The sequence below is a fragment of the Aeromonas sp. 11P genome (assembly GCF_051920165.1).
GTDB classification, from domain to species: domain Bacteria; phylum Pseudomonadota; class Gammaproteobacteria; order Enterobacterales; family Aeromonadaceae; genus Aeromonas; species Aeromonas veronii.
In genome coordinates, this window is record NZ_JBQBDJ010000004.1 from 1404335 (window position 1) to 1423634 (window position 19300).

Here is a 19300-nt window from a genome sequence, read left to right on the forward strand (position 1 = left end):
CCTACTTGTTGGCCGGGGTGTTGGACGCGGCTTGAGCAGACGGAGCATCAGCACCCTGCTCGGCGGGATTGACCACGGCGCCCGGTCGTACTTTCTGCAAGCCAGCCACGATAACCCGCTCGCCGGAGGTGAGCCCTGACTCCACCACCCAGTTGCTGCCGACGATGCGGCTCAGCTGCACGTTGCGCAGCTCCACCTTGTTGTCAGCGGTCACCACCATCACGGTGGCGCCACCATTGGGAGTGCGAGTCACGGCCGTTTGCGGCACCAGCAGCCCTTGCGCCCGCTCACCCTCTTGCAGGGTGGCGCGCATAAACATGCCGGGCAGCAGCAGCTGGTGAGGGTTGGGCACAATCACCCGCAGGGTCACCATGCCGGAGGTCTCATCCACGGTCACATCGGAGAACTGCAACGAGCCCTCTTCGCCATAAGTGGAGCCATCTTCCAGCTGGAAGGTCACCTTGGCCCCTTTCTGCTCGTCCTGGGTCAGCTTGCCCTCGGCGACCAGTCGCTTGAGGCGCAGCAGATCGGCGGTGGACTGACGCACATCCACATACATGGGATCGAGCTGCTGGATGGCGGTGAGGCTGTCCGCCTGCTGGGCGGTCACCAGTGCCCCCTCGGTCACCGCGGATTTACCGATGCGGCCGCTGATGGGTGCTGTGATGCGGGTGTAACCGAGATTGATCTCGGCAGTACGCACAGCCGCCTTGCTCGCCATGATCTCGGCCTTGGCCTGCTTCCAGCTGGCGTCGGCGTCGTCATAGTCCTGACGGCTGATGGATTTGACCTTGAGCAGCTCCTGATAGCGCTGCGCCTTGAGGCGGGCACTCTGCTCGTTGGCCTCGGCCTTGGCCAAATTGGCCTTGGCGCTGGCAACCGCCGCCTGATAGACAGCCGGGTCGATCTGATAGAGCAGATCGCCCGCCTTCACATCGCTCCCCTCGGTAAAGAGGCGCTTGAGGATGATGCCGCTCACCTGCGGACGCACTTCAGCCACCCGCAACGGGGCGCTGCGGCCGGTCAACTCGGTGGTCAACATCAGCGGACCGCTCTGCAGGGTCACCACATTGACCGCCGCGGGGGGCATGCCGCCCTGTCCCTGGGGTGCCCCCCCCTTGTCACCACAACCTGCCAGCAAGCCTGTAGCCAGCAAGGCAAGACCAACTGAACGAGCAAGAATATGTTTATGCATGAAACACCTGAGCCTTTGCCAGTCAATGAACAATCAGGGCCGCATGGGCCCTGTTGGTAAATAGTCGAAAGATGAGGCAATATACATACATTCATAAATGTATGTAAGTGACTTTTTGCTTGCATGAGGCACAAATTTCGATGGCCAGACGAACCAAAGAAGAGGCGCAGCAAACCCGCTGCCACATCATGAGCACGGCGCTGGATCTGTTCTGCTCTCAGGGCCTGGCCAAGACCAGCCTGACCGACATTGCCAGGGCGGCAGACCTGACCCGCGGGGCCATCTATTGGCACTTCAAGAACAAGGATGAACTCTTCATTTCGCTCTGGCAGGAACTCTGCAGCCCCCTCGCCCACCAGCTCGATGCCTGCCTCAACCCAGATGAGCCGGATCCGCTGGGGCAACTGCGCCTCTTCTTCGAAGGGGTACTCCACAGCTTCATTCACAATCCGGCCCAACGGCAGATGTTCACCATACTGTTCAATCTCGAATCGCTGGAAGGGGAAGCCATCTCACTGCGCGAGCATATCCGCAGCCAGTCCACCAACTTCTTCCGGGATCTGGAGACCACCCTGGCCAATGCGGTACGGCGGGGCCAACTGCCCGCCAACCTCAACCTGCAGCGCGCCGCCACCCTGCTCCACTGCACTCTGGATGGCTACATCATCAACTGGCTCCACTTTCCGGGGCGGATAGACCTGCAGGGCGAATCCGCCTTCCTGATAGAGAGCATGTTCACCATGCTGGCCCAACCCCACGGGCCTGCCTGCGGCCGCTAACCGGCTCCGGCAACTCCCACCCATCCAAATCGGGGCCTGACCGCGCGCTTTGGCAGTCAGGCCCCGATTTGTTACCCTGTGCGCCCCCTGCTTGAGGTAACCCCTGTGCCACACTCTGACGCCATCCCCGCTTCCCGGCCATTGAACGACCAGCATGCCCGCGCTCGGGCTGCCTTTGTGGCACGTCTCAAACCCGGATCTCACCTGCTCAATGGTCAATGCGGTACGGGGGAGGATCTCTGCTGGCTGCGTGCAGAAGGGTATGTGGTCACTGCCTGTGAAGCTGTGCTTGCTGACGCCAAAGTTGCCTCGCAGCAATCCGGGCAAGCAGTGCGGGTCTGCTCGCTGGCGAAGATGCTCTCGGTGCTCCCTTACGATGGCATCTGGTTAAGCCGCCCGCTTGATAGCGACGCGGCCACCCTTGTACCCCTGTTGCAACAGCTGGCGACCCTGCTCAAAGCGGGCGCTCCGCTCTGCTTCCCCCTGCCGCCAAGCGGCAAGATAAGTCACGCTCAGCTACAGCAACTGGTCACCACATCCGGGATAGCACTGCAACTGGCGCCGATGGAAGCCGTATCAGCCAGTACGTCAGATTCCTCAAGTCAACACGCCACCCAGTACGTCATGTTGCTGCGTGACGATCATCAGGCCACCTAACGGGCTAATTCATCACGAATTTTCCAGTTCAACGCCAAGCCGACAGCTAGTCGGCGATCCTGGCTTTCGACAATATTTAACTCGGCGTCAACGCAGAAAAGGCAGACATAACACGGCCGACGTGTTAAAAAGTGTGATTAATATCAAAATTTAATAACAAAACAGACAATACAACCAACTCCGGATTTCCTTATGAAACTTGTCCTGAAACTCATTGCTGGCATCCTTGCCGGTCTCTTGCTCGGTCTCTACGCCCCTGAGTGGGTGGCGCGCGTGCTGTTTACGGCCAAGACAGTGATAGGTCAGCTGATCACCTTCACCATTCCGCTCATCATTCTGTTCTTTATCATGAGCGGCATCGCCAGCCTGCCGAAAAACTCCGGCACGCTGCTGGGCAAAACCGTGGCCCTCTCCTACTGCTCCACCATTCTGGCAGGGCTGTTCGCCTTTACCGTGGCGAGCCACCTGATCCCGCAGTTCACCACCGCCGCCGAGCCAACCACGGCCACGGCTATCAAGCTCGCCTCCTACGTCAATCTGGAGATCCCGCCGCTGTTTGGCGTGATGTCGGCACTGGCTGCCGCCTTCGTGTTCGGCATCGGCATCAGCGCCACCCAGGCCACCGATCTGCGCCGGGTCGCCGATCAGGGTCGTGACATCATCGACCGCCTGCTGGCCAAGGTGATCATCCCGCTGCTGCCGTTCTACATCGCCGGGGTCTTTGTCGAGATGACGGTAGAAGGCACCGTATTCGCCACCCTGAAAACCTTCGGCGTGGTACTGGTGATGGCCATCCTGATGCACTGGATCTGGCTCTCCGTGCTGTTCGTGGGTACCGGTCTGGCCCTTGGCCGCTCACCGGCCCAGCTCATCAAGAACATGCTGCCGGCCTACTTCACCGCGCTGGGTACCATGTCGAGCGCCGCCACCATTCCGGTTGCCCTGCAATCGAGCAAGAACAACGGGGTGAGCGACGGCATCGCCAACTTTACCGTGCCGCTGTGCGCCACCATTCACCTCTGTGGCTCCACCATTACCCTGGTCACCTGCGCCACCGCGGTGATGTTCCTCTCCGAGCATCTGGCCATTCCGGGCATCGAGACCATGCTCCCCTTCATCATGATGCTGGGGGTGATCATGATCGCCGCACCGGGCGCGCCGGGTGGTGGCGTGATGTCGGCGCTGGGCCTGCTCACCTCCATGCTCGGTTTCGGTGAAGCCTCCATCGCCCTGATGATCGCCCTCTATCTGGCGCAGGACAGCTTCGGCACCGCCTGCAACGTCACCGGTGACGGCGTGATTGCCCTGTGGGCGGATCGCTTCGCCAACGGTAGCGAGAGCGCAGCTCCAGTGGCCGAGGCCGAACAGGCGTAAGCTCGCCGGGATAGATCGACCATCCTCTGCAAAACCGCAGGCCCGAACCATGTTCGGGCCTGCGTCGTTTCTGCCACCGTCACTGCTTTTGTACGTGTTCCTCCTCCCTCTCTTTGCCCCCCTCTACCATGAATAGCACTGGCGCAGCTCTCTACACCCGACAAAATTATTGGCATATGCCACATATGAGCGTATAAATGGCTTATGCCAATTAGGAGCCACCATGCCAAGACCCAAGATTGCCCGCCAGATCTGTGGCCGCCCCGCCAACAGCTGCTTCAAACCCAACGGCCGCCCCATGCATCAGCTGGAGCAGGTCACGCTGGCCCCTGACGAGTTCGAGGCACTGCGCCTCGTCGACCTTCAAGGAATGCAGCAGCAGGAGGCCGCCCTGGTGATGGGGGTTTCCCGCCAGACCCTGGCCAATATCCTGAAAAAAGGGCGCTACAAGGTGGTGGAGTGTCTGAGTCTGGGCAAAGCATTGATGATGCAACCCGCCGAGCCCGACCACCAAACCAGTGGAGAAGAGCCGACATGAATGCTGTCACAACCATGACCACCAACCCCAGCAACAGCGCCCTGATGCTGAGTCAGGGGCTGCTGGCTGGCCACTTTACCCGTGCCGAGCAGCTGCAAATTCTTAACCCCGAAGGGAACGTCATCGCCACCCTGGCTAACCCGGCCGCCGCCGAAGGCTGCCACGGCAAGCAAGCGCTGCTCGACGCCCTCGCCCATCATCAGGTGGGTCAGGTGGTGGTGCGCAACATCGGCGAGCGAATGCTGGGGCGCCTGCTGACGGCCAATATCCGGGTGCTGCAGTGTCGCTCTGCCCGCCTGCCGCTGCCCGCGCTGCTAGCCCCCACCAATTTGCAACCTCTTACCGAGGCAAGTCAGGGCCGTCCGTCTCGTCGTCATCAGAGCAAGGCGACTATCCGTGCCATCCAGCCCGTCGGCGCAGGCCAGAGTCATAGCCATTGTCATGGTGGTTGCAACAGTGGCTCCGATCACTGTTGCGCCAGTAGTGGCAATCAGGCAGAGAGCCCACTGCAAGGCCATACTTGTTGTCACGGCAGTGAGGGCGCAGACCAGCAGGGCGGTTGCTGCCATCATCACTGATGCCATCGCCGTGCATGTCATCATCAAGGAGAAGAGATCATGTCCATCTGGTTGTTGAGCCTGCTCGCCTCGTTCGTGCTGATCCTGGCCATGGGCACCATCATCTGGTGGCGCCAATACCAGCTTGCCCAGAAACGGGAAGATAAAGAGGTGCGCCCCTGTGGCTGCTCCAGCGCCTGCGCGGATCACCTCTATCAGATCAGCGAGCCGACGCCCAAACAGTAACCTGACCGCAAACGCCATAGCCGCAGAGATAAGGTCGGTAAAATAAGGGCGCGTTGAATCGAGAGGCGCATAAAAGAGAGGGGGCACCTGCTGGTGCCCCCTCTCTATTTACTCCTCGTCATGCTTGAGCAGCCTCTTTCCCCCCTTACGCTCATCACGGGCGCTCAACCCGGCTCTGCGCCGCTGGCCGCCACGCTCGCAGAGCAGGCCGGATCCTGATACTGCTGATAGATGGCATAAAACTCGGCCTTGTTGTGCAGGGCCGCGGCGACACAGGCGGGATCAAACTGGCTGCCGGCATGCTCTTCCAGATAGGCAAACGCCGTCTCGAACGGCCATGCCTTCTTGTAGGGGCGCTCGCTGGTCAGGGCATCAAACACATCCGCCACCGTCACGATGCGCGCCGCCAGCGGGATCGCCTCCCCCGCCAGCCCCAGCGGATAGCCGGTTCCGTCAAAGCGTTCGTGATGGCTGGCGATGATATTGGTCAGCATATCGGTGTGATGAATGCCATCGAGACCAAACTCGTTGATCATCAGGCTGATCATCTCCCGCCCCTTGCCGGGGTGGATCTTCATGATCTCGAACTCTTCCGGCGTCAGCTTGCCCGGCTTGAGCAAAATGGCATCCGGCACCGCAATCTTGCCGATATCGTGCAGCTCGGAGAAGAGGTAGATAAACTCCACCTCCTCATCGCTCAGCCCGCAAGTCGGGGCCAGCGTCTTGGCAATCAGCCGGGAGTAGGCCGACATCCGGTGCAGATGGTTGGCGGTCTCCTCATCCCGATAACGGCTGAACTCCCGCGCCGTGGTCAGCGCGCCGCCAAGGGTCTGGATGGAGAAAAACTCAACCGCAATGATGGCCGAGAGCGCCTGGGCATAGGCCGACAGCTCGCTGCGGATCGGCTCCTCGAAGTATCCCGGCTCCATGGCATCACAAAACAGAAAGCCAAACAGCTTGCTGTTGAACAGCAGCGGCTCGGTATAGCTGGAGGCATAACCCGCCTCCAGTACCTTGCGGCTGTGCTCTGACGCCGAGCCACGCAGGGCATCCAGATTGCCGAGCACCCGGGGCTGCTTGTGCTCCGCCAGATAACTCAGGGAGGGGACATCGCTCAGCTTCACCTCGTACTGCACCAGCGGAGAGTGGCCTTCGGTACTGTGGGCAAAGGTCTTGAGCTGATCGGTATGGGGATCGTAAATCGCGATGGCCACCCGACTCAGCTTGTCAAAGCGCTGCCTGAGCGTGGCATGTACGCTCTGCATTTTTTCGCCAAATGAACTTTCCATCGCCTTCTCCAACGGGTTCCCGTACCGGGAGTATAGTGACTCCCGGTGCTCTCCTCTCTGTCACCAAATCAATATTGAGAGGAAAATCAACAAAGCAGCATACCCACAACCAACCCGCATGGCAGAGGCAATAGCCCTATCAAGGGCGCGCCATCAACGACTGTTGGTGCGGCCCAATCTTGCCTGGTCGGAGATATTGTTCGGTTCCGCCATGCTGGCTGTATAGTTTTTGGTTAACCATTCCGGTAAAATCCGCGCCCTTGAATAAGAGCCACCTAAGAGTGATTGAGCGATGTCCAACACAAAACAGGCCCCCAAAGTAGGATTCGTCTCCTTGGGTTGACCCAAAGCAACAAGACCAATCCATGGCTAATACTGTCAGTAAGGCTTGTGCTGGCGGGCTCCCATCACTGTACCGGTGCCGGAGTTGCAAGCTGTAGTACTGACATGTTGCTCAACACAGGATCATATATTCCGTTACCTAGGATGTGTTCGTCCGTTCAACCATCAGGATACGCCCGAACTCGCTCAGGCTGTGCTCGACCTCCTCAGCCGCATCGAGCATGGGATCCTGACTGAACGCCTAGGCTAGGATGTTATGTTGGGTTTACCGATATTAAAGAGGTGCTTAATGACGTCCGTCTCTATGGAGACTCATAAGGCGATAAAAACGCTAATTGGCGCCGGTTATAATCCAAAGAAGCTGAGGCTACGTTGGCATTACTTTACGAGGATGAGCTACAAATAAGTCCACCAATACAGCAAACCGCGAGAAAGACCCGAATGCCCTCCATCATGTCAGAGACTTGTTCACTTTCTTAGCTCCTGAGGTATCGGCCATTGCTGCTTAAAATCCATAAATTCGGCAACAAACGAAACCATAATGCTCTTAACAAATTCATCATATACGGATTGATTGATAGTGACATGTACGAATGACTCCACTCTCAAAGAATCTCCTACTGCGGCTAGGAAATCCGCATCTTGAAAGGTTAGTGTCACTGTGCCACTTTTTTGATTCTGGCTCAGAACGATCTGCTGATTGGACATTTTCCACCTCGAAATGATGCTTATATGCAGTGTCATTATATGCGTGTACTCACAGCCGTGTACAGCACGCCGTATAACGTAGACCATAGATCCTCTAGTGAGGAGATAAAATGGATTCTGACGAGTTTGAGCTGGCGATGCTCGCAACTGCATTCGGTAAAAATGTACGAGAGCTGCGGTCTGCACGAGGTATGCAACAGGAAAAACTAGCACTAATTGCTGGTATAGACCGTGGTCATATGGGAAAAATCGAACGTGGGGAAACTAGGGTAACCCTGGAAAAAGTTTATCAGATCGCCAAGGCCCTAGGGGTCTCGCCTGCATCATTGCTGCCATAACCATAGCTGTTGCTCTAACCAAATGGCCTGCCAATAAACTCGAACATGCCAAACACCTAACCTTATAACTGCATACAAACCACCCAAGTCTGGTCTGGTCTGGTCTGGTCTGGTCTGGTACAGTTTCAGCCAGTGCCAGGCGAAACCACATTCGTTGTCATCAGAAGCATCGTCCAGATGGCCAACTAGAAACCGGCAGGTTTCTCAATCCCCTCATTGTTGACCACAACAAAACCATTGAAAACAATAACCCTGAGCTTGGGGGCATTCTGAAAATATCGATGATACTGAGGTTGGTGTACTCAGACTCGACTGCACAGGCATTACACAGCGTATCGAGCGCTGAAATTAATTTAGCTCGACCGGTATGAATCGCTACACCGCATCGTACAGCATCATCCAATCTGCCATCTCAAGCCCTATCCATATCACCAAAAAATGTATTCTGGCTCATAGTTAGCCAGTTCTGAGTGTGCAGCCAAGCTGGGCTGACTAACATTTCGTTTTAATCATATACACAACCCCGTAGTTCTCATTTCTACTCTGCCACCAGTACAGCGACAAATAACTATGGGGAACGATCCTACCGGCTGAAATAGATAGGACTGCAACGCAGAGCCAAACGGCGTTGGAGCACTCTTGCATCCTAGGTCACATATTTTCATGTCAGATACAATCATAGGTAGAGACATTGTGCGGTCACCTTCGTTTTACCATTTACAACGCGGGCAGACAGCCCACTTTTTGCTTGATATAAAGAGGGTTCAAGCAAGCAGGCGTTGTGATTCTCTATAATCTAAGAGATTTTGTTGTAAAAATAGAAAGTCACATGCAAATCAATAACTTATTACTATATGATTTGTTGACATTTTTTTAGCTAACCATATGTTTTTATGATGCTTTTGTTTTTACAACAAAATGTCCTTCCAACTTAGCCCCTTACACCATAATTACAACAAATCAGAGAAATACCGTCATGGTTTTTCCGATTCAGGAATTAAAGAATATAGCTAAGTGTCTAATTTTAATTGATTATTCATCACTGTTGTAAACTTCATGTATTGTTGTTTAATGCTGATTGCAACCTAATCAATCTTTGCTTCATTGCCAATTTTAAAAATCATGAAATCCCTCGTAAAACTCACAAAAAACCAAAAAAGACATTGATATATAAGAAATTTCAAATAAGTCAAAAGCTATTTTGCGATAATTTTCGTTTTGGTGTGGCGATTGATGTTTGCAGCACTATAATGAACAAAAAGACCAGTTGTTGTATTTTTATGGAGTGGCAATTATGAGCATTAGGCAGTTGAGAGAACGGATCATTCAAGGCATTGAGAGTAGCGACAAAACTGAAAGTGCGCGTTATAGGCACCATCAGACAGCACTCAACATGTTACTGAAAACATCAATTGTGCAGTCCGAGGATGAGCTGGAAACTGCACTGTTAGAAAATCTCAGTGAAACAATAGAAAAGCTGAAAATGACCTTGGCACGTCAGAGCAGGAGTGATACGCGAGGCCCACTGACACGAGTGCGTCGGTTGGCAGAGTTCTACGCTCAAATAAACAACATAGATTTCAGCAAAATGACTTTTTGTGAGGCTCTGGCAGCAGCAGTTCAGAGGAAATACGGTGAGCGTCTCTGGCTCGATGAGGTCACTCCTAAGACGCAGAATAATATTAAGAAAAGCTTCATTACATACAGAGAAGTAGCACGTGAAATTATCAACGCGTCATTATCTAACTGCCCAGAGGCATGGCCAATTCTGAAAAGTAGCCCACAAGCGATTGGCAGCGCAACAAAAGTTTTGCGCGATTATATGATGGGTACATCACACCCTGCCGAGCGAGTACCTGACGTTCGCATCAATTTCATTGAAAGTTATTTCAATTTACCAAAAAACTTGTTGTTAGATAAAATTCATAGAAAAGTTGACCATCAACGCAGAGGAAAAAATCGGTCAGATCTTGATCTGTCGGCTATCAATCGCAGCACATTCATTAGCTCGTCACTGAATCCAAATCTACAGAAGGTTTATGATGAGTATTGTGAGTATAAAATAAATAAAAAACAACCAGCGATAGTAAACATTTCTGACGAGCTTAGGTCAGATCGACGCTATGAGATACGAGCAAAAGTCAATGAAAAAAACAGAAGAAACAATGAATGGACAATCAACGCGAAGGGCGAATGCGGCTCTGCTATCGCATTTAAAAGTCAGCTACTTTCATTTCAACATTTTTGTCATACTGAATTAGCTATTGATTACATGTCTGTTAGCAGTTATCACTTGACAATACCTGAGATTATGCAGGCTATGGCTGAATATTCGGAAGGACTGCAAACGGGTACAAGCCAATTCTCTAGAGTGCTAAATTTTGTAAAACGAGGGTCGGATTCGAAGGGCTACCTAAGGTTTTGTGCCGATCGTGGTAACAGAACAATCGAGGAGTTTTTTAAAGACCTAGATTTTATTATCGAGGAATATCCTAATTGGTTTAAGATGGCAGAGAAAGGCATCAACAGTCGCGGCCAAGCGGGCAAGAAAGGGAAACTGAACATTCAATTCTTACTCAACATACCTGCGTCAGATCGCCGAAATGCGGTTTATAGGGCCAGCCAGTGGTTATTCGATAAAGCAAAAGTATACAAGACCAATGCTGAGCAAAAAAATTTACTTTCGAATAACACAGACGATAAAAAACTAGAGCTGGCGCATAGAAAAAGTGCAGCATCTCAGATTGGCCGTGCGTTGCAGTATTTTAGAGCAGGACTGATACAAACAATCAGTTTTTATCAATCTCCACGCAGCGCAAACTGGACTGAATTGAAATTTTACCCTAATGCGACATCACAGAACAAAAACTATGCAAGTATAACATATCATCGTCAGCGTAACCGATTCCAACTATATATCCCATGTTTTGGTACATCGATGGTTAGTGACGATAACACAAAGTACAGATATCTTAAAAACGCAAATGCAAAAAATAGCGTGGATGTTGATGTTGAGTTACCAGAACAGCTTACCCCGCTGATCAAAGAGTATTTGAACATAAGGCGCAGCTATATTGAGTTTGATCTCATGACCTTTGCGGGCGTTCAGTCAATTGACGATATTGATATCTTTTTCCCTTGGCGTAGCATTCGACAAAGCCAAGTAAACAACGAGGAAAACCTTAAAATAAGAAGTAAATATATAGAAATATCATCAAAACTGTCAGATAATTTCATATCACTGACATATCAGGCCTATCTGATGACGATGCCTCATGATAAACAACATGGTATCAACATTCATGCGTTAAGACACCTTGTTGCAGAAACGCATCTCGAGGAACATCCTGGTGATTTTATTGGTGCAGCAGCGAAGCTCAATGATGACGTGGAGCAAATAATTAAGACCTACGGTGATAAGGATAGAGCTAAAGCGATGCGCAGAGTATCTGACAATGAAACGCTGGACTTCTCATTTACGTTATAATAAGCAGTAGAGAATATTTATACAGTTCTAGTTATCACCTGACACCGACCTAAAATCGGTGTCTTGTTTACGCTACTTTCGTGCGCCCTTCCTTTGGTATCAATATCAGAGCCTTCCACCGTACTGCATCCATCCCCCCTCCCTGATTACCAGCCCGCTCCTACGCACCCTCTAAAGCTCAATGAGCTCACCTGGGGAGTGGTCATACATCTAAATCCAATTGGAACTTGACGAAGTTCAAAACAATCAAATGTAAGTGTATGATTTTTCATGAAAGTGTTGTAACTACTGATGTAGTTAAAGCATCCAATTTAACTGAATAAACTGATGTGCTTTTATACATAGATCCATTTGTGGGTAGGATAGAGATGGCAAGAATCCTGATGACTCGCGCCCTTGACGACAACGGCCATATCGTTGATGTCAAAGATGTTGTGAGTGGAAAAGCATGCAATTGCACATGCATAGGTTGTCAGGGCGCTGTCTGGGCAATGAAGGGGCAAGTTAAAGCCCATTATTTCTCTCATGAGCCTAATTCAGTCGAACAGAATGCCTGTACCTGGAAGCCGGAAACGGAAATACATATCCTAGCTAAAGAGGTTTTAGCAACGGATAGGCAGTTGTTACTGCCTATTGGAACTATAAATCCAATACATCAAAATATAGCCTTTGATGAGATGGTATGTGAGGTTTATGAAGGCAGAGTTATACCTGATGTTATTGGGTTCATCGAGGGAGAGAAGGTTCTCATCGAAATTGCAGTTACGCATTTTTGTGATCGAGAGAAAGTTAAAGAATTAAAGAGGGTGAATGCAACCTGCATTGAACTTGACCTGAGTGGATTTCGTGTGAAAGGAGAGATAATATCAAAAGAAGAGATAAGAGATTATCTAAAAAAATGCCCCAAAAAATGGGTGTCTGTAGCCCCTGTAGGCAACTTCTCCGAAATGATTTACTCCCATAATAGACAACAATTATTGTCTTTACAGCATCAGTATTCATCTTTGAGTTCAAAGCACCAGACAGAGGTTAAAAAACTTAATGCAGAATTCGAAGCGATAAAAAATACGCGCGAATCAGAACTAAGCGATATGCAAAGAGTGATTCAACAGTCTCGGCATGCAGAAGGCAAGGCTAACGCCATTTTAAAAAGATGGGAGAGAGTGTTAAAAGAAAAAGAGTCGTCCATTTTAGAGGCACAGGAAAAAATAATCCTATTGGAAGATCAATACAGAAGCTTTGAAATGGAATTGAAAGACCGTCTATATCATAGACAAGATGAAGTTGATCAAAAGCAAGATTTACTACGTGACCTTCTTAATTTAGATGAACTTAAGGCTGAGTTTTATTCACAGGTTGATGATATAAATAGAACCATTAAAGCCAAAGAGGCTCAGCTTGAAGCTAGTGAAGTCGAAATACGCAGGCGGTCAGCCTCGTTAAACCTTATACAAAAAAATCTAAATGATAGCCTCATCTCATTACAAGAACGAGAATATGCTCTAACAGAAAGATCCAAAGACTTGGCAAACATCGTAGATATTAAATCAAGAGAGCAGGCTAAAGTAATGTTTGAGCAGTTACTGAAAGAAAAAGCAAATGAGATAAAAGCTCTTGAGGAAAAAGAAAAGAAAGCAAAAAAAGATATTGATGATTTAAGGCGAAAATATAGTTCATATATCAAGATCCCATAACTTATTTTGGTCTTTTCAAAACTACTGCTACGCGCTAGATCCCGTCATCAACTTACAGCAAACCAAATGTTCTCTGACCCCAAGCATAGAGTACCAACTCGGTAAAGTTTGCTGACCAGCTATAAGAGCATCTCTAGTGACATCATTGACAATAATCGACTGATATACTTGAATGGGCTCAATTGAGATTTTTTCATTTTCTGCGAACCGCTTTGCTCACCTAGCCCCTCTTATCAAGCAAGAGAGTGATTCAACACTCTTGCCATCGGAGGAGACTGACATGTTCTATGTAAAGAATGTCCCAAACTGGGAGCGAGTGTTACGCATCATCCTGGGCATCATGGCGCTTGTGTTTCCAGTGATGAGCTGGGGGAAATCTGACCTTGCTGTTGCAGCAGGAGTAATGAGTGCCATCCTTTCCATGACGGGCCTGATGGGGTTCTGCCCGATGTGCGCCATGGTTGGCCGTAAACTCGACAAAAGGAACTGAGTCATGACACATTGCATGATGGAAAAAGAGAACCTCATTCTGTCTGCTCAGACAGAAGATCATGCGGCTATCTCCCGCTTGCTGGCAGTATGCCATGCAGATGCACGGCGCTACGCACGCAAACACTGTCATGCCAGTGATGTTGATAACACCAATCAGATCGCCGCAGCGGATGTTGCTGAAATAACACTGACACTGGGTGAGCCTTCCAAAGGCTTGCAGAATTCCGCCTCAAGATTCCACACATGACAAAGTTGGGTGGCTACAAAGATGATGAATAATCCTTTTTTGGTGCTGGTTGACAACAGTTCGATACGAACACTGCTCCTTATCGCCTTTTCCCTGCTTTTGTTACTTCTGCTTGCCGTCTCGTCCGTTGCCCTGCATCGTTTTAATCAATCAGTTTGTCGAGCAGCAAGCACGGATTGAATTTCTTGCCCAACGAGCTAATCAATACTCTCAGAACGCAGCACTGCATTTGCTGCTTCTTCTGCAAACAGACGAACGTTACAAGCGTGTAGCCCTCTATACAGCGATGGACTCTGCACTGGCTGCATCCGATGCCGCTATTGAAGGATTAGAACGGGCTGCATCAATGGGGGGAGATGTGGGTGATATTGACCAACTCATAAACCTGCGAAAGCATTATGGTGACTCTTTTCAGCAAACGGTGGAACGAATCGAAATTGATGGCTTGTCTTCCGCTCGCCAACACTATGAAGAGCAAACTGATGTACTTCTTAAAGCATTGCTTGTTCAGACACTACGTATTGCAGAGCATCAGCAAGAACTGATGCAAAGTGGGGTTATCGCACTCAAAGACGATGCAAACCGAGCGCGTTTGACCGTTATTATCCTTGCATTCAGTGCGCTCGTCACTGGAAGTGTCTTGGCGCTGTTGATTGCCAGAAGCATTGCCAAACCTGTACACAAAGCTGTGATGGTCGCTGAGGCTATAGCTGGAGGGGATTACCAGTGCAAGGTGCCTTTAGGCCTAGGCGTTGAAACGAAAGCACTTATGCGGGCTCTTGATACCATGCGCCGTAGTATCTCGACCCGCGAGCAGCATATTTTGCGGCTAGCGTATGCGGATCCACTTACTGAGCTCCCAAACCGCACCTGTTTTATGGAGGCGCTGACAGAGGCGGCTTTACAAGGTAGTGGCGCTTTAGTGCTCATCGATATTGATAGATTTGCCCAAATTAATAATGCTCTGGGCCATCTGGTGGGCGACAGGCTCCTACAGGAGATGGCTCAACGTTTACTCGCCATGGTTGCTGGCAAGCACTTGGTGGCGCGTTTGGGAGGCGATGAGTTTGCGCTACTTATCAAAGAGGTCGATTACTTCAATATCCTTGATAATGCCCAAGAGTTACTGGGGCAACTCCGTAAGCCTATTGAACTGGATGGTCAACGCCTTGACGTTGAGGGCAGTCTGGGGATCGCGATATTTCCAGAAGATGGTAATAACAGCAGCTTGCTAATGAGGCGAGCAGGTATGGCAATGCGTCATGCCAAACGCCGCCGTGACGGTTTCGCCTTTGCGTGCAAGATTGCAGATGAATCCCCCCATGAGCAATTAGCCTTGATTGGTGAAATGCGAGATGCCTTGATCAACGAGGAGTTTGTCGCCTTCTTTCAACCCAAGTTGGAGCTTGCGAGTGGCCTCGTCAAGGGAGCAGAAGCATTATTGAGATGGCAACACCCAACCAAAGGGTTGGTGCCACCTGGACGCTTTATTCCGTTTGCCGAGCAAACGGGATTTATCCGTGAGATCACGCCATGGTTATTAGCGCATGTGATATGTCAAGCGGCTTCCTGGCACCGAGAGGGACACGATATCGTCACGTCAGTCAACTTGTCTACGCTCGACTTGACATCCCCAGACCTAGTACCAAAGGTCATAAAGTCACTGCAAGAGAATACCTTACCTGCTCAGCTGCTTTGTCTGGAAGTCACTGAGAGCGCACTCATGGATGATCCTGATATTGCGTTACAGCATTTGAAAGAGCTTGCCAGCCTGGGGGTGAAGCTATCCATTGACGATTATGGTTCAGGGCAAGCCTCTCTCGCTTATGTGAAGAATTTACCTGTGCATGAATTGAAGATTGACCGCATTTTCGTGAGCGGTGTTGACCAGCATTTTAGAAATGCAGCTATTGTCCGCTCCACCATTTTGTTGTGTCAGGAACTGGGATTGTCAGTTGTCGCGGAGGGGGCCGAAACCCAGGAAGAACTTGCATGGTTGAGGGCCAATCATTGCGATACCGTGCAGGGCTATGTTGTCGCCAAGCCAATGCCCGCAGAGGAATTTGCTGGTTGGGTTACTGTCCATCATACTCAAAATAGGGAGGATGGTATTTTTCCTCACACAGTCGAACTGTATACAGAACAAAAATAAAGAAGTATTTACACCTTGTACTTATCACCTGAAAATTAAGCGGTTTATTTTTTTAGCTTGCATGAATACATTTCTTCATCGGCCAAGCACAGTAGACTGTCTAAATTAGGAGGGGTGAGAGCATCGTATACAACGATACCTAGTGAGCAAGAGAGTTGATAAGGCTTGCCGCTGGTGTGGTTAAAATTCTCTAGTGCATTATAAAATCTCTCTTTTATCCGTGAGCTATGTTCATGACCCGTGCCAGGTAAAAGAACAACAAACTCATCGCCACCTAAACGAGCCGAAATATCGGCATCTCTAAATACGCGACACAGTAATTCAGCCATCTGGCATAAAGCATCATCACCGACATTATGCCCATATGTATCATTGATCACTTTGAAGTGATTAAGATCTAAAAATAACAGCGTGACTGGATTTTTTACGCGAAATGCATATTTCAAACTTTTGTCGGCAAGGAGCATGAATCCACGGCGGTTGGTAATCCCCGTCAATTCATCGATTGTGGCCATCTGGACGGCTCTTAGCTCACTTTCGACCATTGATGCCAAATCTGCTAGCATGGCTTGGTCTTTATCACTCAATGACCTGGGCTTTCTGTCTATAATACAGAGGGTGCCCAGTTTCAGGCCATCTCCCACTTCCAATGGATGGCCCGCATAAAATCGGATGTGAGGCTCCCCAGTGACTAAGGGGTTGTCAAAGAATCTGGGGTCTTGAGTTGCATCTTCGACTACGAATAGCTCCTCGCCGAGGATCGCGTGACCACAAAATGAAATCTCTCGTGGTGTTTCCAGGACAGGCAATCCACAGCACGATTTGAACCACTGTCTGTTTTCATCAACTAACGAAACCAGCGCAATGGGTACATCAAACATATTACGAGCCATCCTGGTTATGCGGTCAAAACGCTCTTCTGCTGGGCTATCAAGTACAGCAAGACGGCGTAGCGCATCTAACCGCTGCTTCTCGTTATCTGGCACTACAGGGCTTTGCATCAACATCTCCTTACCGCGTTTGACGACATGATGATGTTAGTTTATATAGTAGAACGCTATGGTGGAAACCTTAATTTGTATGGGAGAGATTGATTGAATAAAAATTTATTCAAAATGAATGAAAACACACCAAAATAAGCGGCAACACTTTGTAATATCAGGTCACCATCTTATATTAATGAATTTGAAATATCCAGAGTAAGCCTATCAGCTTCATCATAATCAAAATCTGTTTTCTGAATTTTTTTTACACCGTACTCATTAAGTAAAATATGATGTTCAGGGATGATATTGTGAATTGATAAGCAACTTTTTACACACTGTAGAGGGCATCCATCGATAGCAATGATAGATCTACCCGACTTAGCTATTCGGACTAGATGCTTTACATTTCCACCAACACCAGCAATGCAGGACATTTCTGCGTCGCCTCGTTTATCTAGCTGAATAGCCATATAGTTTGCCATCTGCGCTGCACTTGAACAACCAGAGCATGAATAAACCAATGGTAAAGAACGTAAACATTCACTCATAAATCATCCTTTAAATATCATAGTCCTATAAAGATGCCCTTAATAAATAGGGCATCAGCGAAATCAATTATCAAATTTAAAGTTTCTACCAATAGTGTTGGTAATTCCGTGGTAACTCCTGAAACTATAAATTAGAGGGCTCCACAAATCCGCGTCAATAACGTCATATTTTTTAAGTAAAGATGCATCTGCATGCACATGAGTGGCTCGCAATTCAACGATAGCAAAATTATTGCGTTTTGTTATATGTTCAACTAAACACTCGACCTGAATTAAACATTCCTGGATACGAGATGGTTTAACAGTACAAGACGCCAACTCTGTAAATCTACCAAGACTAAATTTATCACCACAATAATTGAAACCTATCTTTTCAGATGGAACAGGATCCTTTCCGGTAAATTTGGCAATAGATTCAATTCTATCCGCAAGGTTGTCTGATGCAATATTCAATACGACTTCTGGACATGTCTCAATATTTTCGATAGCCTTTGAATTTAGACTAAGGCCGATGACAATATTGTTCGAAAGAGACCAACTTGATGATATTGGCGTAATGTTAGTTGTATCAGTATTATCGATGGTACTAAGTAGAATTACAGTATTTCCCCAATAAAGTGATTTTGGGTGAATTTGCTTATGCATTGCCATCTCCTTTGTAACAAAAACACTACAAAATAATATATCACAATGTGATATAATTGAACCTATTGTATTTCACCTGAGAAGTCAACAACCGAGTAAGCTATGCTAACAAAAGCTCAATTTGAGGCACTTTCTGAGTTTCGCTATCAGTTAAAGCGTTTCCTTCACTTCAGTGAAACCGCAGCCAAGGAGCTCGGACTCACTCCATTACAGTATTTATCCCTCCTACATATACAAGGATACCCAGGGCGTGACTGGGCAAGCGTGGGTGAGCTAGCTGAGAGACTGCAAATGAGTCATCACGCTACAGTGGCTTTACTAACGCGATGTGAGGAACTAGATCTCGTGGAACGACGTAAAAGTGAAAATGACAAGCGCAGAGTTGATGTACATTTGACAAATAAAGGAAGAGACTATTTACAACAATTGGCACAACAACATAAGGCAGAATTACAATCGCTACAAAATACATTCCAAGTAGCACGAATTACAGCACTGAACGAATATCATGTTCCTGATAAGTGAAAGACAACCATGAAAAGTATGAGCAAGCTAATTGCTCATACTTAATCATACAAAGACTCTAACTATACTCGACATTAAACTGCTTACAATAAAATATAACTTGTGAACAAATCTTATCGTGGTCTTCAAAAAGAATTAAGTCAATAGTTTCATTATCAGGAAGTATATTTAGTACTCTAGAGCCAGGCTTGCTTTCAACCAACTTAATTAAAGTTATTTGGTGCCATGAGAAAAATAGATGTTTTTTATGGCAATGAAACTCAATGCCGCTGAAGTTCAATTCCAGTTTTACTTTCCTTGCTATACAAATGTATCTTATATCTATAAATGCAGTAATAATGAATATTAGCAATGAAAATAAAATAGTATTGCGATATAACTCTTCAGTTATTGGCAAACCGGTCACTTCGGATACCAACAACAGCAGAGTTGGCCAGAAAATTGCAACAAAGAAAGGTTCGACTAACTTAGTCACAAACTGCTTATTTGATACGTGATATA

General features: G+C 48.7%; 20 protein-coding genes. 13 read left to right on the forward strand and 7 right to left on the reverse strand.

Annotated elements, in window-relative coordinates; genetic code table 11:
• Position 1: 1 nt before the first annotated feature.
• Complete coding sequence (locus tag ACTG1P_RS06425; RefSeq protein WP_440000812.1) at positions 2–1195, reverse strand: efflux RND transporter periplasmic adaptor subunit; 1194 nt, start codon at positions 1193–1195, stop codon at positions 2–4.
• 140 nt (positions 1196–1335) lie between these two features.
• On the opposite strand from ACTG1P_RS06425, the gene ACTG1P_RS06430 reads away from it, so the two are divergent.
• From ACTG1P_RS06430 to ACTG1P_RS06455, 6 genes are all read left to right on the forward strand, one after another.
• The gene (locus ACTG1P_RS06430) at positions 1336–1974 is read left to right on the forward strand and encodes a TetR family transcriptional regulator (protein WP_440000813.1); all 639 of its coding nucleotides are present in this window, start codon (positions 1336–1338) and stop codon (positions 1972–1974) included.
• 105 nt (positions 1975–2079) lie between these two features.
• Positions 2080–2631, forward strand: a complete 552-nt coding sequence (locus tag ACTG1P_RS06435; RefSeq protein ID WP_440000814.1) for a hypothetical protein — start codon at positions 2080–2082, stop codon at positions 2629–2631.
• Positions 2632–2823: 192 nt separating this feature from the next.
• Positions 2824–4005 carry a dicarboxylate/amino acid:cation symporter gene (locus tag ACTG1P_RS06440; RefSeq protein WP_440000815.1) on the forward strand — a complete coding sequence of 394 codons (1182 nt, stop codon included), beginning with the start codon at positions 2824–2826 and terminating at the stop codon, positions 4003–4005.
• A 223-nt stretch (positions 4006–4228) separates the two neighbouring features.
• A complete protein-coding gene (locus ACTG1P_RS06445) occupies positions 4229–4543 on the forward strand; it encodes a DUF134 domain-containing protein (protein WP_005344221.1) in 315 nt (104 codons plus the stop codon).
• Positions 4540–5121 carry a NifB/NifX family molybdenum-iron cluster-binding protein gene (locus ACTG1P_RS06450; RefSeq protein ID WP_440000817.1) on the forward strand — a complete coding sequence of 194 codons (582 nt, stop codon included), beginning with the start codon at positions 4540–4542 and terminating at the stop codon, positions 5119–5121. Before ACTG1P_RS06445 ends, ACTG1P_RS06450 begins: the two co-directional genes overlap by 4 nt.
• 39 nt (positions 5122–5160) lie before the next feature.
• Positions 5161–5346, forward strand: coding sequence for a hypothetical protein (locus ACTG1P_RS06455; RefSeq protein ID WP_128836170.1), 186 nt, complete (start codon positions 5161–5163; stop codon positions 5344–5346).
• 164 nt (positions 5347–5510) lie between these two features.
• Here the strand turns inward: ACTG1P_RS06455 and ACTG1P_RS06460 are convergent, their stop codons facing one another.
• Both ACTG1P_RS06460 and ACTG1P_RS06465 read right to left on the reverse strand, forming a co-directional pair.
• Positions 5511–6635, reverse strand: coding sequence for an HD-GYP domain-containing protein (locus tag ACTG1P_RS06460; RefSeq protein ID WP_440000818.1), 1125 nt, complete (start codon positions 6633–6635; stop codon positions 5511–5513).
• Positions 6636–7445: 810 nt separating this feature from the next.
• Complete coding sequence (locus tag ACTG1P_RS06465; RefSeq protein WP_042024897.1) at positions 7446–7685, reverse strand: hypothetical protein; 240 nt, start codon at positions 7683–7685, stop codon at positions 7446–7448.
• 110 nt (positions 7686–7795) lie between these two features.
• Between ACTG1P_RS06465 and ACTG1P_RS06470 the strand changes: the two genes are divergently transcribed.
• The 6 genes from ACTG1P_RS06470 to ACTG1P_RS06495 all read left to right on the forward strand — a co-directional run bounded on the left by ACTG1P_RS06470 (position 7796) and on the right by ACTG1P_RS06495 (position 16095).
• Complete coding sequence (locus ACTG1P_RS06470) at positions 7796–8023, forward strand: helix-turn-helix domain-containing protein (protein ID WP_080768707.1); 228 nt, start codon at positions 7796–7798, stop codon at positions 8021–8023.
• Between the two features lie 1237 nt (positions 8024–9260).
• On the forward strand, positions 9261–11510 hold the full coding sequence (locus tag ACTG1P_RS06475; RefSeq protein ID WP_139459913.1) for a hypothetical protein: 2250 nt from the start codon (positions 9261–9263) through the stop codon (positions 11508–11510).
• A 368-nt stretch (positions 11511–11878) separates the two neighbouring features.
• Positions 11879–13204: a hypothetical protein gene (locus ACTG1P_RS06480; protein WP_052447229.1), complete on the forward strand. Its 1326-nt coding sequence runs from the start codon at positions 11879–11881 to the stop codon at positions 13202–13204.
• Between the two features lie 280 nt (positions 13205–13484).
• Positions 13485–13694: a YgaP family membrane protein gene (locus ACTG1P_RS06485; RefSeq protein WP_042024869.1), complete on the forward strand. Its 210-nt coding sequence runs from the start codon at positions 13485–13487 to the stop codon at positions 13692–13694.
• Between the two features lie 3 nt (positions 13695–13697).
• Positions 13698–13943 carry a hypothetical protein gene (locus tag ACTG1P_RS06490; protein WP_052447230.1) on the forward strand — a complete coding sequence of 82 codons (246 nt, stop codon included), beginning with the start codon at positions 13698–13700 and terminating at the stop codon, positions 13941–13943.
• Between the two features lie 127 nt (positions 13944–14070).
• The gene (locus tag ACTG1P_RS06495) at positions 14071–16095 is read left to right on the forward strand and encodes a putative bifunctional diguanylate cyclase/phosphodiesterase (protein WP_159143396.1); all 2025 of its coding nucleotides are present in this window, start codon (positions 14071–14073) and stop codon (positions 16093–16095) included.
• A 44-nt stretch (positions 16096–16139) separates the two neighbouring features.
• On the opposite strand, the gene ACTG1P_RS06500 is transcribed toward ACTG1P_RS06495, so the two are convergent.
• The 3 genes from ACTG1P_RS06500 to ACTG1P_RS06510 all read right to left on the reverse strand — a co-directional run bounded on the left by ACTG1P_RS06500 (position 16140) and on the right by ACTG1P_RS06510 (position 18274).
• Complete coding sequence (locus ACTG1P_RS06500; RefSeq protein WP_042024868.1) at positions 16140–17096, reverse strand: GGDEF domain-containing protein; 957 nt, start codon at positions 17094–17096, stop codon at positions 16140–16142.
• A 170-nt stretch (positions 17097–17266) separates the two neighbouring features.
• Positions 17267–17629 (reverse strand): putative zinc-binding protein, encoded by a 363-nt coding sequence (locus ACTG1P_RS06505; protein ID WP_080768709.1) that lies wholly within the window; start codon positions 17627–17629, stop codon positions 17267–17269.
• A 63-nt stretch (positions 17630–17692) separates the two neighbouring features.
• The gene (locus ACTG1P_RS06510; RefSeq protein WP_159143395.1) at positions 17693–18274 is read right to left on the reverse strand and encodes a flavin reductase family protein; all 582 of its coding nucleotides are present in this window, start codon (positions 18272–18274) and stop codon (positions 17693–17695) included.
• Between the two features lie 102 nt (positions 18275–18376).
• On the opposite strand from ACTG1P_RS06510, the gene ACTG1P_RS06515 reads away from it, so the two are divergent.
• Entirely contained in the window at positions 18377–18799 is a 423-nt protein-coding gene (locus tag ACTG1P_RS06515) for a MarR family winged helix-turn-helix transcriptional regulator (RefSeq protein WP_080768711.1), read from the forward strand.
• A 58-nt stretch (positions 18800–18857) separates the two neighbouring features.
• Here ACTG1P_RS06515 and ACTG1P_RS06520 read toward each other — a convergent pair whose 3' ends face one another.
• Entirely contained in the window at positions 18858–19274 is a 417-nt protein-coding gene (locus ACTG1P_RS06520; protein ID WP_155395964.1) for a hypothetical protein, read from the reverse strand.
• Positions 19275–19300 lie beyond the last annotated feature (26 nt).

Bases quoted from the DNA above. Each gene is read 5' to 3' on its own strand.
- ACTG1P_RS06465 (WP_042024897.1), bottom strand. From the start codon at position 7,685: ATGTCCAATCAGCAGATCGTTCTGAGCCAGAATCAAAAAAGTGGCACA.
- ACTG1P_RS06485 (WP_042024869.1), top strand. From the start codon at position 13,485: ATGTTCTATGTAAAGAATGTCCCAAACTGGGAGCGAGTGTTACGCATC.
- ACTG1P_RS06455 (WP_128836170.1), top strand. From the start codon at position 5,161: ATGTCCATCTGGTTGTTGAGCCTGCTCGCCTCGTTCGTGCTGATCCTG.
- ACTG1P_RS06440 (WP_440000815.1), top strand. From the start codon at position 2,824: ATGAAACTTGTCCTGAAACTCATTGCTGGCATCCTTGCCGGTCTCTTG.
- ACTG1P_RS06515 (WP_080768711.1), top strand. From the start codon at position 18,377: ATGCTAACAAAAGCTCAATTTGAGGCACTTTCTGAGTTTCGCTATCAG.
- ACTG1P_RS06490 (WP_052447230.1), top strand. From the start codon at position 13,698: ATGACACATTGCATGATGGAAAAAGAGAACCTCATTCTGTCTGCTCAG.
- ACTG1P_RS06445 (WP_005344221.1), top strand. From the start codon at position 4,229: ATGCCAAGACCCAAGATTGCCCGCCAGATCTGTGGCCGCCCCGCCAAC.
- ACTG1P_RS06510 (WP_159143395.1), bottom strand. From the start codon at position 18,274: ATGCATAAGCAAATTCACCCAAAATCACTTTATTGGGGAAATACTGTA.
- ACTG1P_RS06470 (WP_080768707.1), top strand. From the start codon at position 7,796: ATGGATTCTGACGAGTTTGAGCTGGCGATGCTCGCAACTGCATTCGGT.
- ACTG1P_RS06430 (WP_440000813.1), top strand. From the start codon at position 1,336: ATGGCCAGACGAACCAAAGAAGAGGCGCAGCAAACCCGCTGCCACATC.
- ACTG1P_RS06500 (WP_042024868.1), bottom strand. From the start codon at position 17,096: ATGCAAAGCCCTGTAGTGCCAGATAACGAGAAGCAGCGGTTAGATGCG.
- ACTG1P_RS06450 (WP_440000817.1), top strand. From the start codon at position 4,540: ATGAATGCTGTCACAACCATGACCACCAACCCCAGCAACAGCGCCCTG.
- ACTG1P_RS06460 (WP_440000818.1), bottom strand. From the start codon at position 6,635: ATGGAAAGTTCATTTGGCGAAAAAATGCAGAGCGTACATGCCACGCTC.
- ACTG1P_RS06480 (WP_052447229.1), top strand. From the start codon at position 11,879: ATGGCAAGAATCCTGATGACTCGCGCCCTTGACGACAACGGCCATATC.
- ACTG1P_RS06425 (WP_440000812.1), bottom strand. From the start codon at position 1,195: ATGCATAAACATATTCTTGCTCGTTCAGTTGGTCTTGCCTTGCTGGCT.
- ACTG1P_RS06505 (WP_080768709.1), bottom strand. From the start codon at position 17,629: ATGAGTGAATGTTTACGTTCTTTACCATTGGTTTATTCATGCTCTGGT.